General features: G+C 67.2%; 14 protein-coding genes. 2 read left to right on the top strand and 12 right to left on the bottom strand.

The annotated features are described in order from the left end of the window. Positions 1–195 precede the first annotated feature (195 nt). From DBV14_RS20560 to DBV14_RS20550, 3 genes are read right to left on the bottom strand one after another with little or no spacing between them, the layout of a single operon-like run. Positions 196–1,152: a 3-hydroxyacyl-CoA dehydrogenase NAD-binding domain-containing protein gene (locus DBV14_RS20560; RefSeq protein WP_124461533.1), complete on the bottom strand. Its 957-nt coding sequence runs from the start codon at positions 1,150–1,152 to the stop codon at positions 196–198. Beyond that, on the bottom strand, positions 1,149–2,366 hold the full coding sequence (locus DBV14_RS20555; protein ID WP_124461531.1) for an ABC transporter substrate-binding protein: 1,218 nt from the start codon (positions 2,364–2,366) through the stop codon (positions 1,149–1,151). The genes DBV14_RS20560 and DBV14_RS20555 overlap by 4 nt, the downstream gene beginning before the upstream one ends. Before the next feature lie 39 nt (positions 2,367–2,405). Next, positions 2,406–3,329 carry a 3-keto-5-aminohexanoate cleavage protein gene (locus DBV14_RS20550; RefSeq protein ID WP_124461530.1) on the bottom strand — a complete coding sequence of 308 codons (924 nt, stop codon included), beginning with the start codon at positions 3,327–3,329 and terminating at the stop codon, positions 2,406–2,408. A 159-nt stretch (positions 3,330–3,488) separates the two neighbouring features. Here DBV14_RS20550 and DBV14_RS20545 point away from each other — a divergent pair, with 159 nt between their 5' ends. Continuing rightward, positions 3,489–4,196, top strand: coding sequence for a Crp/Fnr family transcriptional regulator (locus DBV14_RS20545; protein ID WP_124461528.1), 708 nt, complete (start codon positions 3,489–3,491; stop codon positions 4,194–4,196). A gap of 194 nt (positions 4,197–4,390) precedes the next feature. Here the strand turns inward: DBV14_RS20545 and DBV14_RS20540 are convergent, their stop codons facing one another. From DBV14_RS20540 to DBV14_RS20500, 9 genes are all read right to left on the bottom strand, one after another. Then, positions 4,391–5,092, bottom strand: coding sequence for an ABC transporter ATP-binding protein (locus DBV14_RS20540; RefSeq protein WP_124461525.1), 702 nt, complete (start codon positions 5,090–5,092; stop codon positions 4,391–4,393). A gap of 1 nt (position 5,093) precedes the next feature. Beyond that, positions 5,094–5,852 carry an ABC transporter ATP-binding protein gene (locus DBV14_RS20535; RefSeq protein ID WP_124461523.1) on the bottom strand — a complete coding sequence of 253 codons (759 nt, stop codon included), beginning with the start codon at positions 5,850–5,852 and terminating at the stop codon, positions 5,094–5,096. A 145-nt stretch (positions 5,853–5,997) separates the two neighbouring features. Further along, complete coding sequence (locus tag DBV14_RS20530) at positions 5,998–6,948, bottom strand: branched-chain amino acid ABC transporter permease (protein WP_124461521.1); 951 nt, start codon at positions 6,946–6,948, stop codon at positions 5,998–6,000. Next, positions 6,945–7,817, bottom strand: a complete 873-nt coding sequence (locus DBV14_RS20525; protein ID WP_124461519.1) for a branched-chain amino acid ABC transporter permease — start codon at positions 7,815–7,817, stop codon at positions 6,945–6,947. Before DBV14_RS20525 ends, DBV14_RS20530 begins: the two co-directional genes overlap by 4 nt. A 103-nt stretch (positions 7,818–7,920) precedes the next feature. Next, entirely contained in the window at positions 7,921–9,105 is a 1,185-nt protein-coding gene (locus tag DBV14_RS20520) for an ABC transporter substrate-binding protein (protein ID WP_124461517.1), read from the bottom strand. Next, positions 9,102–9,941, bottom strand: coding sequence for an alpha/beta fold hydrolase (locus tag DBV14_RS20515; RefSeq protein ID WP_124461515.1), 840 nt, complete (start codon positions 9,939–9,941; stop codon positions 9,102–9,104). Before DBV14_RS20515 ends, DBV14_RS20520 begins: the two co-directional genes overlap by 4 nt. A gap of 133 nt (positions 9,942–10,074) precedes the next feature. Continuing rightward, a complete protein-coding gene (locus tag DBV14_RS20510; protein ID WP_124461513.1) occupies positions 10,075–11,622 on the bottom strand; it encodes a benzoate-CoA ligase family protein in 1,548 nt (515 codons plus the stop codon). Between the two features lie 34 nt (positions 11,623–11,656). Further along, entirely contained in the window at positions 11,657–13,210 is a 1,554-nt protein-coding gene (locus tag DBV14_RS20505; protein WP_124461511.1) for a 3,4-dehydroadipyl-CoA semialdehyde dehydrogenase, read from the bottom strand. Then, complete coding sequence (locus DBV14_RS20500) at positions 13,207–13,713, bottom strand: DUF4863 family protein (RefSeq protein ID WP_124461509.1); 507 nt, start codon at positions 13,711–13,713, stop codon at positions 13,207–13,209. Before DBV14_RS20500 ends, DBV14_RS20505 begins: the two co-directional genes overlap by 4 nt. A 223-nt stretch (positions 13,714–13,936) precedes the next feature. Between DBV14_RS20500 and DBV14_RS20495 the strand changes: the two genes are divergently transcribed. Next, positions 13,937–14,893 carry a helix-turn-helix transcriptional regulator gene (locus tag DBV14_RS20495; protein WP_124461506.1) on the top strand — a complete coding sequence of 319 codons (957 nt, stop codon included), beginning with the start codon at positions 13,937–13,939 and terminating at the stop codon, positions 14,891–14,893. Positions 14,894–14,950: the final 57 nt, after the last annotated feature.

Below are 14,950 nucleotides of genomic sequence, written 5' to 3'. Positions count from 1 at the left end.
GCGCAGAGCACACCATCGGCGCGAGCGCCTTCAGAGCGGTCGTTGATCGGCCAATGCGAGAGCAGCGCCCTCGTGCGACTGGCATCGGGTGCTCCGCGCAGCGAAATAAAGGAGGAGCGAAGCGGGGGACATTCGCGGAGCAGAGCACACCGTCGGCGTGGGCGTCGCCCTGAACAGCGCAGCAACAGCGACCGTCTAGTCAAGCTTGCCGGTATCAGCCTTCGCGCGAATCAGGTCCAACAGCAGGTTGTCGCGAACGGCCTCTAGGTCAGTGACACGGCGTGCGCCCAATTCGTCGGACACGCCTCGCGCGACTTTCTGCTTGAGCTCAGCAGTCATCGACGGCGCACCCAGGTCTTTCCACCAGTCTTCGATCGGTCCGCCCAGGTGCGCGAGCACGTGTTCGATGCCGCCCGCGCCGCCGGACAGGTGCAGGTTCATGAACGGTCCCATCACCGCCCAGCGCAGACCCGGGCCGTGCGCAATCGCCGTGTCGATGTCGGCCACGCTCGCCACGCCTTCATCGACCAGGTGAAACGCTTCGCGCCACAGCGCCGCCTGCAGGCGGTTCGCGATGTGGCCCTTCACCTCGCGCTTCACGTGGATCGGCCGCTTGCCGATGGCTGCGTAGAACGCCATCGTGCGTTCGATGGCGTCGGTGGAAGTGTGCTCGCCGCCGATCACCTCCACCAGCGGAATCAGATGCGGTGGATTGAACGGGTGCCCCAGCACCACGCGTTGCGGATGCGCGCAGCCCGACTGCACGCCGCTGATCGCCAGCCCCGACGAGCTCGATGCCAGGATCGTGTCGGGCGGGGCTGCTGCGTCCATGCGGCGGAACAGGTCGATCTTGAAATCCATGCGCTCGGGGCCGTTCTCTTGCACGAAGTCGGCCACCGACACCGCGTCTTCCAGGCTGTCATGAAAACGCAGGCGGTCGACCGATGCGCCTTCCGCCAGGCCGAAGCGCTCCAGCGTGGGCCAGTGCTGCGCCACCGCTTCGCGCAGGCGATCTTCCGCGCCCGGCGACGGGTCGGTTGCGTTCACGTCGAGCCCGTGCGCCAGGAAGTACGCGACCCAGCTCGCGCCGATCACGCCGGTGCCGACGACCGCGACGCGCTTCACGTCTGTGGTGGAGGCGATGCGGCTCATGACGACTTCCACCGCGCGCAGCGGCTCTCGGCACGGGTGGTCCATGCGGCCTCGCCGGCAATCGGCTCGACCACCTTGTAGTAGTCCCACGGCTCCTTCGATTCGGCCGGCGTCTTCACCTGCATCAGGTGCATGTCGTGCACCATCAGACCGTCGTCGCGCAGCCAGCCGCCCTTGACGAACATGTCGTTGAACTTCGTCTTGCGCAGCTGTGCCATCACCTTGTCGGCATCGTCGCTGCCCGCGGTTTTCACGGCCTGCAGGTACTGCAGTGCGGCCGAGTAGTCGCCGGCGTGGAACGACGAGGGCATGCGCTTGTGCTTGTCGAAGAAGCGGCGCGCCCAGGTGCGCGACTCGGCGCTCTGGTTCCAGTACCAGCTGTCGGTGAGGTACATGCCCTGCGATGTCTTCAGGCCCAGCGCATGCACGTCGTTGATCGTGATGATCATGCCGGCGAGCTTCATGTTCTTGTTGATGCCGAACTCGGCCGCCGACTTGATGGCGTTCACCGTGTCGCCGCCCGCGTTGGCAAGTGCCAGCACCTGCGCCTTCGAGTTCTGCGCCTGCAGCATGAACGACGAGAAATCGCTCGCGCCCAGCGGGTGCTTCACCGAGCCCGCCACCGTGCCGCCGCTGGCCTGGATGGTCTTCACCGCGTCGCTCTGCAGCGCCGCGCCGAAGGCGTAGTCGGCCGCCACGAAGTACCAGCTCTTGCCGCCGGCCTTGACCACCGCGCTTGCCGTGCCTCGCGCCATGGCCACGGTGTCGTAGGCGTAGTGCACCGTGTAGGGCGAGCAGTATTCATTGGTGAGGCTCGAGGCGCCCGAGCCGACCACGAAGTACGGCTTTTTCTTGTCGGCCGCCACGCCCGCCATGGCAATGGCCGCGCCCGAGTTGACGCCGCCGATCAGCATGTCGACCTTCTGCACGTCGAACCATTCGCGCGCCTTGGCGGCGGCGATGTCGGGCTTGTTCTGGTGGTCGGCCGTGACCAGCTCGATCTTCTTGCCGGCGATCTCGCCGCCCATGTCGGCGATGGCCATGCGGATGGCCTCGGCGCCGGCCGGGCCGTCGTAGTCGCGGTACAGGCCCGACATGTCGCTGATGAAGCCGATGCGGATGACGTCGTCCGAGACCTGGGCGAGGGCGCTTGCCGAGAAAGCCGTGCCCAGTGGCAGGGCCAGGGCCAGTGCGGTGCGGGAAAAAATGGTCATGTGCTCTTGTCTCCGTTCGTTGTTCTTGTCTGTCGGCTGTCAGCCCAGCGCGAACTCGGGCCGTGGCGTGCCCGCGCGCGGCAGGCCCATCATCTGCCGCGCCTCGGCCGGCGTGGCCACTTCCATGTCGAGTTCGCGGATCACGCGCACGATGCGCTCGGTGAGCTGCACGTTGGTCGCCAGCTCGCCGTGCCGGAAGTACAGGTTGTCTTCCAGCCCCACGCGCGCATGGCCGCCCAGCAGCAGCGCCGCCACGTTGGCTTCGAGCTGCGACATGCCGATGCCGCTCACGCCGAAGATGCTGCCCTTGGGCAAGGTGTCGACCATCATCTGCAGGAAGCGCGGCGAGTACGGCATCGCGTTCTGGAAGTTGCGGTGCACGTTCATCACCAGGTTGATGAAGTAGGGCTCGTCGTCGTGCCCCTCGCCGGTCAGCGTGGTCACGTCCTGCAGGATGTGCGTGGGGCTGAACACCTCCCACTCGGGCTTGATGCCGCGCGCCTTCATGCCGGCGGCCAGCTCGCGGCCGCGCGTGAGGGGCGTGTCCATCAGGATCTGCTTGCCCTCGAAGCTCAGGTTGAGCGTGGTGGCGTCCAGCGTGCACATCTCGGCGCCCGCGTCCATGCCCTTGATGCGCTCTTCCCAGGCAATTTCCCAGCGGTCGCCCGCCAGCGGCTTGACCATGTCGCCATGCACGCCGCCGCCGGTGGAGTTGTTGATGACGATGTCGCTGCCGCCCGCGCGGATGCGTGAATTGATGTCGCGGTACACCTCGGCATCGCAGGTGGCGCCGTCGTCGGGGCGGCGCGCGTGGATCGCCACCACGCTGGCGCCGGCGTTCCAGCAGCGCAGCACGTCGGCGGCAATTTCGGCGGGCTGCGTGGGCAGGTGGGGGTTCTGCGACTTGTGCGCCATGCCGCCGGTGGGGGCGATGGTCACGATCACTTTGCGCTTCGACGACATTCCGGGCTCCTGGTGTCTTTCGTGGGGGGCGCGGTATTATTTTTTGCGGCGCGGGCACACTCAGTCATCGCGACGACATTTGGTGTCAGGGTTTACGCGGCGCGCCTCTTCTTTGCCTCTTCCTTGCCCCTTCGCCGCCCCCTCAGGAGCTTTCATTTCATGCCCACGACGAAGCCGCCCGTACAGGCGGCATCGCTGACGATTCCGCAGCTGTTGCACGGCTCGGCCTGGTTTCCGTTGCTCGACGAAGCAGCGCGCGAACGCGTGCGCGACGAGATGCGCGAAGTCGACGTGGCCGCCGGCGCCGCCCTGTGCCGGCGCGGCGACACGCCGATGCACTGGTACGGCACGCTCGAAGGCTTGCTCAAGTGGTCGATCACCTCGAGCGACGGCCGCTCGGTAACCTTCGGCGGCCTGTCGGTCGGCAGCTGGTTTGGCGAAGGCACGCTGCTGCGCGCCGTGCCCCGGACGGCCGACATCATCGCGTTGCGGCCCAGCCGCGTGGCGCAGCTGCCGCTGGAAACCTTCGAGTGGCTGCACCGCACGCAGCGCGGCTTCGATCACTTTTTGCTGCAGCAGATCAACGAGCGGCTGCACTGGTTCATGGGCAACTACGCGGCGCACCGGCTGCTCGATGCGGACAGCCAGGTGGCGAGGGCGCTGGCGGGGCTGTTCCACCCGTGGCTGCATCCCGGGAGCGAGCCGCACCTGCAGACCTCGCAGGAAGAGATTGCGAATCTCTCGGGCGTGTCGCGGCAGCGGTGCAATGCGGCTTTGAACCGGTTGAAGGAGGCGGGGTTCCTGCGGATCGAGTACGGGGGGATTACCGTGATCGACCTGGAAGGGCTGCGGCGGTTCATCGAGTAGGCGGCTTCGATGGATTTACTCCCTCTCCCCTTGGGGAGAGGGCGGGGTGAGGGTGGCGGCCTTCAACTGAAAGCCGCGCTTGTTCGAATGCACTCGCCCCTCACCCTAACCCTCTCCCGCAAGCGGGAGAGGGGACAACGCGGGTCAGCGCTTGTGATGCGAGGGCGCCAGCTCGTACGCCGCGCGGCGCGGCCTCAAACCCCCAGCAATTCCTCCAGCACCTTCGGCTCCGCCAGCAGTTCCGCCGAGGCCCCATGCCGCACGATCTGCCCTTTCTCCATCACCACCGCCAGGTCGGTGTGCGCCAGCACCTTCCGATAGTCGCGGTCCACGATCAGCGTGGCAATGCCCGTGCTGCGAATCTCGCTGATCACGCGCCAGATCTCGGCCACGATCAGCGGCGCCAGGCCTTCGGTTGCTTCATCGAGGATCAACAAACGCGGGTTGGTCATCAGCGCGCGGCCGATCGACAGCATCTGCTGCTCGCCGCCCGACAGCTGTTGGCCGCCATGCGACAGCCGTTCGGCCAGCCGCGGAAAGGTGGCCATCACGCGGTCGAAGGTCCATTCGCGCTTGCCGTCGATGCCCGCGCGTTCGCTCATCACGAGGTTCTCGCGCACCGACAGGTTCGGGAAAATACCGCGCCCTTCAGGCACGTAGCCGATGCCAAGGCGCGCCATCTTCTCGGGCGGCAGGCCGGTGACGGTGCGGCCGTCGACCTGCACTTCGCCCGACGCGGGGCGCACATAGCCCATGACGGTGCGGATCAGCGTGGTCTTGCCCATGCCGTTGCGCCCGAGCAGGCCGACCGAGGTGGCGGCCGGAATGCCGGCGTGCACGCCGCGCAGGATGTGGCTGTTGCCGTAATAAGTATTGAGGTCGCGAACGATGAGCATGTCAGTGTTTCTCTTCGCCGAGGTAGGCGGTGCGCACTTCGGGGTTCTCGCGTATCTCTTGCGGATTGCCGGTGGCGATGACGGTGCCGTTCACCATCACGGTGATGCGGTCGGCAATGCGGAACACCGCGTCCATGTCGTGCTCCACCAGCAGGATGGCATGCGTGCTCTTCAGGCGCGCGAGCAGGGTGAGCATGCGGTCGGTTTCCTCGGCGCCCATGCCGGCGAGGGGCTCGTCGAGCAGCAGCACGCGCGGGTGGGTGGCCAGGCACATGGCCACTTCGAGCTGGCGTTGCGCGCCGTGGCTCAGCGTGCCCGCAATGCGCAGCGCTTCGTTCGACAGGCCCGCGGCTTCGAGTGCCGCGTCGGCCGATGCGTTGCTGGCGGCGCAGCGCTGCGACGACTGCCAGATGGCCCATGGTTTCGCGGTGGCGGCCTGCGCGGCGAGCCGGCAGTTCTCGTGCACGCTGAACTCCGGGAAGATGGTGGTGCGCTGGTAGCTGCGGCCCACGCCGTCACGCGCGCGGCGCGATTGCGCACGGCCGGTGATGTCGACACCGTCGAGCGCGATGCGGCCTTCCGAAGCCTCGATCTCGCCCGAGAGCATGTTGATGAGCGTGGACTTGCCGGCGCCGTTGGTGCCGATCACGGCATGCACTTCGCCGACGTGCAGGTCGAGCGTGACGGCGTTGACGGCGGTGAGGCCGCCGAAGCGGCGCGTGAGTTTTTCGACGGAAAGCAGTGCGGGGGTGGTGCTCATGGTCTTGCTCCTTCCCCTTCCGGGGGAAGGTTGGGATGGGGGCGGGCGGCCTTGGAGGCTGCGCGGCGTTGGAGGCCGCTTGCCCCCACCCCGGCCCTCCCCCGGGAGGGGAGGGAGAAAGTCAAAGTCGAAGTCGGAGCGAGAGTCATGCGGCCCCCTTCGGCGACAGCCGTTGCACCAGCCCGATCAAGCCCTTCGGCAGCAACGCCACGAACACGATGATCGCGATGCCCAGCGTCAGTTGCCAGTGGTCGGCCAGCGGGCCCATCACGGCATGCGTCGAGAAAATTTCCTTCAGCAGCGTGAACGCGATGGCGCCGATGACCGCGCCGCGCAGGTGGCCGAGGCCACCCAGAATCACCATCAGCAACACCTCGCCGGAGTTGTGCCAGGCCATCAGCTCCGGGTTGACAACGCCGTCGCGCGAGGCCAGCAGAAAGCCCGCGAGCCCAGCCAGTGCACCGGCCAGCACGAAGGCCGCGAGCTTGTAGCCGTACACCGCAAAGCCCGCCGCGCGCATGCGCTGCTCGTTCACGCGGATGCCGGCCAGCGCCGCACCGAAGCGCGAGCGGCGCACCAGCGCCAGCAGGCCGTAGGTGAACACCAGCGACGCCAGCACCACGTAGAACAGCACGGTGCGGTTTTCCATGTCGAGCGCGCCGAGGGCCGGCCGCACATACATGTAGATGCCGTCGCTGCCGCCGCCGACCTTGGTGTCGTGGAACACGAAGAAGGCCATCTGCGCAAAGGCCAGCGTCACCATGATGAAGTACACGCCGCGCGTGCGCAGGCTCAACGCACCGACGAACAGCGCATACAGCGCCGCCGCGCCCATGGCCAGCGGCAGCAGCAGCGCGAAGTTGCCGCCCTCGCTGCCCGATGCCAGCACGGTGACGTACGCACCGATGCCGTAGAAGGCCGCGTGGCCCAGGCTCACGAGGCCGGTCATGCCGACCAGCAGTTCGAGGCTCAGCGCGAAGATCGACAGGATCATGATCTTCACGACGAAGTCGGAAACGTAGTTGCCCATGAACGGGCCGGCCACGCCGATGAGCACGGCGCACAGCACCGGCACCAGGAATGCGGTCTTCTTCATGGCCGCCTCCCCATCAGTCCTTCGGGCTTCCATATGAGCACGATGGCCATCAGCAGGTAGATGCCGATGCCGCTCAGGTCCGCGAAGAACACCTTGCCGAAGGTGTCGACGAAGCCCACCAGCAGCGAGGCCAGCAGCGCGCCGGTGATGGAGCCGATGCCGCCGATCACCACCAGCACGAAGCAGATGATGAGCACGCTCGCGCCCATGTTGGGGTACACCGACGACATGGGCGCGGCGATCATGCCGGCCAGTGCCGCCAGCGCCACGCCGGCCGCGAACACGATGCGGTACAGGCGCTTCACGTCGATGCCCAGGCCGCGCACCATGTCGCGGTTGCTGGCGCCGGCACGGATCATCATGCCCAGGCGCGTGCGGTTCACCACGAAGTACAGGCCCACGGCCAGCACGATGCAGGCGGCCGATGCGAACAGCCGGTACCAGGGGTAGCTCATGACATTGCCGAGCGCGAAGCTGCCGTCGAGCCATGCCGGCACCTTGACGCCATGCACGTCGTTGCCGACCAGGATCGAGCGCAGCTCCTCGAACACCAGGATGAGCCCGTAGGTCATGAGCACCTGCTGCAGGTGGTCGCGCTGGTAGAGGTAGCTGAAGAAGGCCCATTCGAGCAGGTAGCCGAAGATGGCCGCCAGCACGACACCGGCAACGAGCATCAGAAGAAACTGGTCGCCGAACACCGGCGCCAGCGAGAACGCCATGTAGGCGCCGATCATGTAGAAGCTGCCGTGGGCGAGGTTGATGACGCCCATGATCCCGAAGATCAGCGTCAGCCCCGAGGCCACGAGAAACAGCAGCAGTCCGTACTGAACGGAGTTCAGGCACTGGACGAGGAAGGTTCCGAAATCCACCGTGTGAGATCCCAGTTGGTTGTGAGTGCCGCAAGGCGGCTCGCAGCCCCTGAACTCGGTCAAGGGCCGCGAGGGAGCGAGAAAACCGAAGGCCTCGTGGCCCTTACATACGGCAGCCGCGAGCGGGGTCGGCGAGGCCCTTGATCGCGGTGCTTACGAGCTTGTTCTCCTTGCCATCGACCTTGCGCAGGTAGATGTCCTGCACCGGGTTGTGCGACTTGCTCACGGTGAATGTGCCGCGCGGGCTGTCGATCTTCGCCTTCTCGATGGCGCCGGTGAACTCGGCCTTCTTCGAGATGTCGCCCTTGGCGGCGTTCAGGCCCACGCCCAGCATTTGCGCCGCGTCGTAGCCCTGCACCGCGTACACGTCGGGCTGCAGCTTGAACGACTTGGCATAGGCCACGCGGAACGCGTTGTCGCGGGCCGTGTTCAGGCCGTCGGCGTAGTGCAGCGTGGTCAGCATGCCTTGCGCCGATTCGCCTTGCGCGTCGAGCGTGCCGTCGGTCAGGAAGCCGGGGCCGTACAGGGGAATGGTCTTGTTCAGGCCCGCGGCCTGGTAGTCCTTGACGAACTTCACCGCGCCGCCGCCCGCGAAGAAGGCATACACCGCATCGGGCTTGGCCGCCGCGATCTCGGTCAGCAGCGCCTGGAACTCCACGTTGGGGAAGGGCAGCGTGAGCTGCTTGTCGACCTTGCCGCCGGCCTTCTCGAAGCCTTCCTTGAAGCCGTTGACCGACTCTTCGCCGGCCGCGTACTTCCAGGTGATGGTCATGACCTTCTTCTTGCCCTGCTGCTTGGCCGCGACCTCGCCCATGGCGTAGGCGGGCTGCCAGTTGCTGAACGAGCTGCGGAAGATGTTGGGCGCGCACATCGGGCCGGTCACGGCGTCGGCGCCGGCATTCGGCACGATCAGCACGGTGCCGCTTTCCTTCGCGGCCTTGGCCATGGCCATGGCCACGCCCGAGTGCACGGTGCCGACGATCACGTCGACGTTGTCGCGCTTGATGAGCTTGTTGACGTTGTCGGTGGCCTTGGCGGGGTCGGACTCGTCGTCGACCTTGAAGTATTCGATCTCGCGGCCTGCCAGCTTGCCGCCCTGTTCGTCGACGTAGAGCTTGAAGCCGTTCTCGATGGCCACGCCCAGCGCGGTGTAGGTGCCGCTGTAGGGCAGCATCAGGCCGACCTTGAGCTTGGCCGTGCCTTGCGCGCCGGCGGCGGTGGCCAGGGCGGCGAAGGCGATCGCGGTCAGTGCGAGGCGCGCGGTGCGAACCGGGGTGAGGGTGGTCATGGTGTTTGTCTCCTGTTTTTGGTGATGAAGGAAGCGGTTGCGACGGTGACACGTTCCGGCTGATCGCGATGTGGGGAATGCCCGCATTCAGGGATTTCGAGCAGCTCGCAACCCCCGACATGGGCGCCGACGCGCGCCACGATGCCGCGCACCTGCGCCAGCGTGCCGTATTCGTCGTCGATGCCCTGCACGGCCAGCACGGGGCAGCGGATGGTGTCGAGTTCTTCTTCGATATTCCAGTCACGGAACGGCGGATGCAGCCAGATGCGGTTCCAGCCCCAGAAGGCCGAATCGGCGCTGTCGTGGTAGCGGCCCAGCTTCTTCGGCAGGTCGGTGGAGAGGTACGCGGTGCGGGCAATCTCGATGTTGGCGACGGTCTTGTCTTCCACGAAGATGTGCGGCGCCAGCACCACGAGGCCTTCGACGCGATCGGGGAAGCACGAGGCGTACAGCAGCGCGATCGAGCCGCCGTCGCTGTGGCCGAAGAGCCAGGGCTTTTCGTCGTCGAGCTTCAGCGCGGCAAATAGGGCGGGCAGCACTTCGTGTGCCTGGCGGTGCATGAAGTCGACGTCCCAGGTCTCGTCGTCGTCGCGCGGTGTCGAGCGGCCGTAGCCGGGGCGCGAGAACACGAGGCCGCGTGCGTTGGCGGCGTCGCAGATCTGCGCGGGGAAGTCCTTCCACATGGCGACGGAGCCGAGGCCTTCGTGGAGGAAGACGATGAGCGGGGCGGTGGTGCGCTCCGGGGAGAGCCATTGGCATTCGATGCGCACGGGGCGGTTGCGCCAGGTGATGGTGGCGAACTCGGGCGTGCCGTCGTTGCGGGCGCTGGCGCTCATGGCTGTTGCTCCCTCTCCCTCTGGGAGAGGGTTGGGGTGAGGGACAGCGGCGCTGGCAAAGGCTGTGCTTGTGCGAAGGCCGATGCCCTCACCCTAGCCCTCTCCCGGAGGGAGAGGGGACAACGCGGGAACCTCATGCCTGCTTCTCCCTTTCGCGCAGCCTGAACCGCTGGATCTTCCCCGTCGCCGTCTTCGGCAACTCCTGCACGAACTCCAAAAACCGCGGGTACTTGTACGGCGCCAGCCGTTCCTTCACAAAAGCCTTCAACTCTTCCTCAGTCGCCGCACTGCCATCCTTCAACACCACGAACGCCTTCGTCTTCGTCAGCCCTTCGCTGTCTTCCTTGCCGATCACCGCAGCTTCGAGCACGGCCGGGTGCTGCATCAGTGTCGCCTCGACCTCGAACGGCGATACATAAATGCCGCTGACCTTCAGCATGTCGTCGCTGCGGCCCGCATAGGTGAAGTAGCCGTCGGCGTCGCGCGTGTACTTGTCGCCGCTCTTGGTCCAGCCGCCCTGGAAGGTCTCGCGCGACTTCTCCCGGTTGGTCCAGTACATCAGCGCCGAACTGGGGCCGCGAATGTAGAGGTCACCCACTTCGCCATCGGGCACCGGGCGGCCGTCTTCGCCGCGCAGCTCGACCTCGTAGCCGTCCACCGGTTTGCCGGTGGTGCCGTAGCGGATGTCGCCGGGGCGGTTGGAAATGAAGATGTGCAGCATCTCGGTCGAGCCGATGCCGTCGATGATCTCGCAGCCGAAGTGCGCCTTGAAGCGCTGCGCGATCTCGCCGGGCAGCGCCTCGCCGGCCGAGGAGCACATGCGCAGCGCCACGGCATCGCGCGCCGGCAGCCTGGGCGATGCGAGCATGCCCGCGAAGCCGGTCGGCGCGCCGAAGAACACGGTGGGCTTGTGCTCGGTCCAGCGGCGGAAGGTGGCATCGGGCGTGGGCCGTTCGGCCATCAGCACGACCGTGGCGCCGACCGACAGCGGGAAGGTCAGCGCATTGCCCAAGCCATACGCAAAGTACATCTTGGCAGCCGAGAAGCACACGTCGTCTTCGGTCAGCGCCAGCACCGGCTTGCCGTAGAGCTCTGCCGTCCACCACAGGTTGGCGTGCGTGTGCACGGTGCCCTTGGGCTTGCCGGTGGAGCCGGACGAATACAGCCAGAAGCCCGGGTCGTCCGATGCCGTGGCGACGGGTGCGGCTAGCGGTTCGGCGGCGGCGAGCGCGGCCTCGAATTCCTTCGCGCCTTCGGGCAGCGGGCCGGTGGGTTGCGACACGATCAGTGCCTGCACTTCATGGCCGCCGCGCGCCATCGCGTCCTGCAACGTCGGCAGCAACGCGCCCGACACCAGCACGGCCTGCGCGCGGCTGTGGTCGAGCATGTAGGCGTAGTCCTCGGGCGTGAGCAGGGTGTTGACGGCCACCGGCACGATGCCTGCATACAGGCAGCCGAGAAAGCTCACGGGCCAGTCGCTGCTGTCGAGCATCAGCAGCAGCACGCGCTCTTCGCGGCGGATGCCAGCGGCCTTCAGCGCGGCGGCGAGGCGGCGCGCACGGTCTTCGAGCTGGCCGTAGCCGAGCGTGCCGTGGTCGTCGATGTAGGCGATGCGTTCGGCGCGGCCGCGGTTGAGGGCGAACAGGTGTTCGGCGAAGTTGAATCGTGCGGGCAGGGTCATGGTCTTGTCTCCTTCGGCCGTGTCTTCGTTCGTTCTAGAGGCCGAGCGCGGCAAGCACGCCGGGGCTCGCCTGCACGGCGCTGCGGCGGTGATAGAAGTCCAGCGCGCGCAGGCCTCCGAGTTCGGCGCCGCCGCCCGCGCGGCCGGGGCCGCCGTGCATCGACATCGGCATCACGTTGCCGTGGCCGGTGTGGGCCTGCGCCACTTCGGGAGAAATCACATGCACGCGGCCGTGGCTCGGTGCGACGGCGAGCGCCGCTTGTGCCAGCGCGGCGTCGTCGCTGCCATAGAGAGAGGTCACGAGCGAACCCTGGCCGCGGTGCGCCAGCGCGATGCCGTGCGCAAGGTCGCGGTACGGCAGCAGCGTGGCGACGGGGCCGAACACTTCCACGTCGTGCACACGTTGCGCAGCATCGGCATCGCGTGCGCCCAGCAGCACCGGGCCGATGCAGGCGGCCACGGCCGGGTCGGCATCGACCAGCGGCTTGTTGCGGCCATCGTGCAGCACGGTGGTTTGCGCGGCCAGCGCGTCGAGCCCTTCGCGCACCGCGTTCAGTTGCGCGCGGCTCACCAACGAGCCCATGCGCACGCTCTCGTTGCGCGGGTTGCCGACGCTGATGCCCGCGAGCTTGGCGCCGATGGCTTCGGCGGCGTCGTCGTACACCTCGGCCGGCACCAGGATGCGGCGGATGGCGGTGCATTTCTGGCCAGCCTTCACCGTCATCTCGCGCACCACTTCGCGCACGAGCAGGTTGAAGGCCTCGCTGCCGGGCGCGGCGCCGGGCAGCAGCAGCGCGCTGTTCAGGCTGTCGGCCTCGATGTTCACGCGCACCGAGCGCTGGGCCACCGCGGCGTGCGAGCGGATCAACGCCGCCGTCTCGGCCGAGCCGGTGAACGACACCACGTCGAAGGGCTGCAGCTGGTCCATCAGGCCGGCCGAGCTGCCGCAGATGACCGAGAGCGCGCCGGCGGGCAGCACGCCCGCATCGACCACATCCTTCACCATGCGCTGCGTGAGCCAGGCGGTGGCCGTGGCGGGCTTCACGATCACGGGCACGCCCGAGAGCAATGCGGGCGCGGCTTTTTCCCACAGGCCCCACGAAGGAAAGTTGAAGGCGTTGATGAACAGCGCCACGCCATGCGTCGGCACCTGCAGGTGTTGCGACTGGAACACCGGCTCCTTGCCGAGCTTGACTGCGTCGCCGTCGCGCAACGCACGCACGTCGCCCAGCGCATCGCCCCATTTGGCGTACTGGCCCAGCGTGAAGATCGCGCCGTCGATGTCGACGGCCGAGTCGTTCTTCACCGTGCCCGAGTTCGCGGTGGCGATCTCGTAGTACGCATCGCGGTTGGCCTGCAGCACTTTGACGATGGCGCCGAGCAGGCCGGCGCGCTGGCGGTAGGTGAGGGCGCGCAGTGCGTTGCCGCCCTGTTCGCGCGCAAAGGCAAAGGCCGCCGGCAGGTCGAGGCCGGTGGCGTCGACGCGCACGAGCTCGGTGCCGAGCACCGGGTCGAAAAGCGGCGTGCCGGTGCCCGAGCCGCTTTGCCAGCGGCCGGCGACGTGGTTGGCGAGGAGTTCGGTGGTCATGCGGTGAACTTGATCTGCCCTTCGGGCAGGAGATAGAGAACGAGCGCGCGGCCGTGCGCCACGGTCGGGCGGTGCGCGGTGCCGGGTCCGTAGACGCACCAGCCCGCGGGCCGGCCGTCGAAGGTGGCGCCGGGGTGGTCGTCGAGCGGCATGATCAGGTCGATCTCGCCGTTCGGATGCGTGTGGTGCGGGCCCGCGATGTCCTGCATGTCGACCACGTCGACCGAGAAGCGGTGCAGTGCGTCTTCGGCCTTGAAGACCCGGCCGTACTTGATGCCGCCGCCTTCGCGCTCGCACAGCCAGCCTTCGGCCACGCCGCCGATGCAGGCCTGGCGCAGCTGCTCGAAGCGCGCGCTGCCCGCGCCGTGCGTGGCGTTGAGCCACTGGTCGAGCGCGCCATCCAGCGGCTTGCCGGCGATCTCGGCGGTCAGGCCGGCAATCAACTGGTGAAATGCCGGCTTGCCGTTCGTGGTGGCGGTAGTGGGGCTGCTGCTGTCGGACATCGTGGCGGGCTTCTCGGTGGAGGCTGGCTGGCTGGGCGAACATCCAAGGCCGCGCGCCGGGGCTTGGCCTTGAACTTATGAACTACCTTGCAGGATTGCTGCGCGTGCAGTATCTTGCTTGTGGCCGAACAATAAGCAGCGAGACAATCAGTGTCAAGCAATATAGTGCATCTATGGTGTTTACCCTGAGCGCGCACAATCCCGGCGAAGAACGAGGAATTGCATGAACGAGCATGTAGACGCGGTGCTGGCCACCGCGCCAGAAGGCGGCAATGGCAGCAACGGCGCCAGCAATGCCGCACCGGCCGGGGAGGCCAGGAATCCGCTGTTGGCGGCGTTGGGCGACCGCGTGCGCAACCTGCGCGCGCAGCGTGGCCTGACGCGCAAGGCAGTGGCGATTGCCGCGGACGTGTCGGAGCGGCACCTGGCCAACCTCGAATACGGCATCGGCAACGCATCGATCCTGGTGCTGCAGCAGGTGGCCGGTGCGCTGCATTGCTCGCTGGCCGAGTTGGTGGGCGACGTCACGACCAGCTCGCCCGAGTGGCTGCTGATTCGCGAACTGCTCGAAAACCGCAGCGAAACCGACCTGCGCCGCGTGCGCGTGGCGCTCGGCGAGTTGCTGGGCACGGCCTCGGTCGACCCGGCCCGGCACCGCCGCATTGCTCTCGTCGGGTTGCGCGGCGCGGGCAAGTCGACGCTGGGGCAGATGCTGGCCGAAGACCTGGAGTTGCCGTTCATCGAACTGAGCCGCGAGATCGAGAAGCTCGCCGGCTGCAGCGTGCGCGAGATCCACGACCTTTACGGCACCAACGCCTACCGCCGCTACGAGCGCCGTGCGCTGGAAGAGGCGGTGCAGATCTACAGCGAGGTGGTGATCGCGACGCCGGGCGGCATCGTTTCGGACCCGGCCACGTTCAACGAACTGCTGGCCCACTGCACGACGGTGTGGCTGCAGGCCGCGCCCGAGGAGCACATGGGCCGTGTGGCCGCGCAGGGCGACACGCGGCCGATGGCGGCCAGCAAGGAAGCGATGGAAGACCTGCGCCGCATCCTGAATGGCCGGGCCGCCTTCTATTCAAAGGCCGACCTGTCGGTGGACACGAGCGGCAAGACCCTGTCGCAGAGCTTCCAGGCGTTGCGCGCCGCGACCCGTCAATCGATGGGGCTGGGCGGCTGAGCCTTTTGGCGGGCTGCGGTTCTTGCGCCGCTGTTCGGGTCATTCAGGGCGACGCCC

It is taken from the genome of Variovorax sp. KBW07, assembly GCF_003852515.1.
Lineage (GTDB): Bacteria > Pseudomonadota > Gammaproteobacteria > Burkholderiales > Burkholderiaceae_C > Variovorax.
This window is presented reverse-complemented; position numbering and strand designations above follow the sequence as displayed.

What these genes read in the sequence shown, in the direction of transcription:
- DBV14_RS20535 (WP_124461523.1), bottom strand. Translation starts at nt 5,852, where the DNA reads ATGAGCACCACCCCCGCACTGCTTTCCGTCGAAAAACTCACGCGCCGC.
- DBV14_RS20495 (WP_124461506.1), top strand. Translation starts at nt 13,937, where the DNA reads ATGAACGAGCATGTAGACGCGGTGCTGGCCACCGCGCCAGAAGGCGGC.
- DBV14_RS20540 (WP_124461525.1), bottom strand. Translation starts at nt 5,092, where the DNA reads ATGCTCATCGTTCGCGACCTCAATACTTATTACGGCAACAGCCACATC.
- DBV14_RS20560 (WP_124461533.1), bottom strand. Translation starts at nt 1,152, where the DNA reads ATGAGCCGCATCGCCTCCACCACAGACGTGAAGCGCGTCGCGGTCGTC.
- DBV14_RS20520 (WP_124461517.1), bottom strand. Translation starts at nt 9,105, where the DNA reads ATGACCACCCTCACCCCGGTTCGCACCGCGCGCCTCGCACTGACCGCG.
- DBV14_RS20510 (WP_124461513.1), bottom strand. Translation starts at nt 11,622, where the DNA reads ATGACCCTGCCCGCACGATTCAACTTCGCCGAACACCTGTTCGCCCTC.
- DBV14_RS20545 (WP_124461528.1), top strand. Translation starts at nt 3,489, where the DNA reads ATGCCCACGACGAAGCCGCCCGTACAGGCGGCATCGCTGACGATTCCG.
- DBV14_RS20500 (WP_124461509.1), bottom strand. Translation starts at nt 13,713, where the DNA reads ATGTCCGACAGCAGCAGCCCCACTACCGCCACCACGAACGGCAAGCCG.
- DBV14_RS20530 (WP_124461521.1), bottom strand. Translation starts at nt 6,948, where the DNA reads ATGAAGAAGACCGCATTCCTGGTGCCGGTGCTGTGCGCCGTGCTCATC.
- DBV14_RS20550 (WP_124461530.1), bottom strand. Translation starts at nt 3,329, where the DNA reads ATGTCGTCGAAGCGCAAAGTGATCGTGACCATCGCCCCCACCGGCGGC.
- DBV14_RS20505 (WP_124461511.1), bottom strand. Translation starts at nt 13,210, where the DNA reads ATGACCACCGAACTCCTCGCCAACCACGTCGCCGGCCGCTGGCAAAGC.
- DBV14_RS20515 (WP_124461515.1), bottom strand. Translation starts at nt 9,941, where the DNA reads ATGAGCGCCAGCGCCCGCAACGACGGCACGCCCGAGTTCGCCACCATC.
- DBV14_RS20555 (WP_124461531.1), bottom strand. Translation starts at nt 2,366, where the DNA reads ATGACCATTTTTTCCCGCACCGCACTGGCCCTGGCCCTGCCACTGGGC.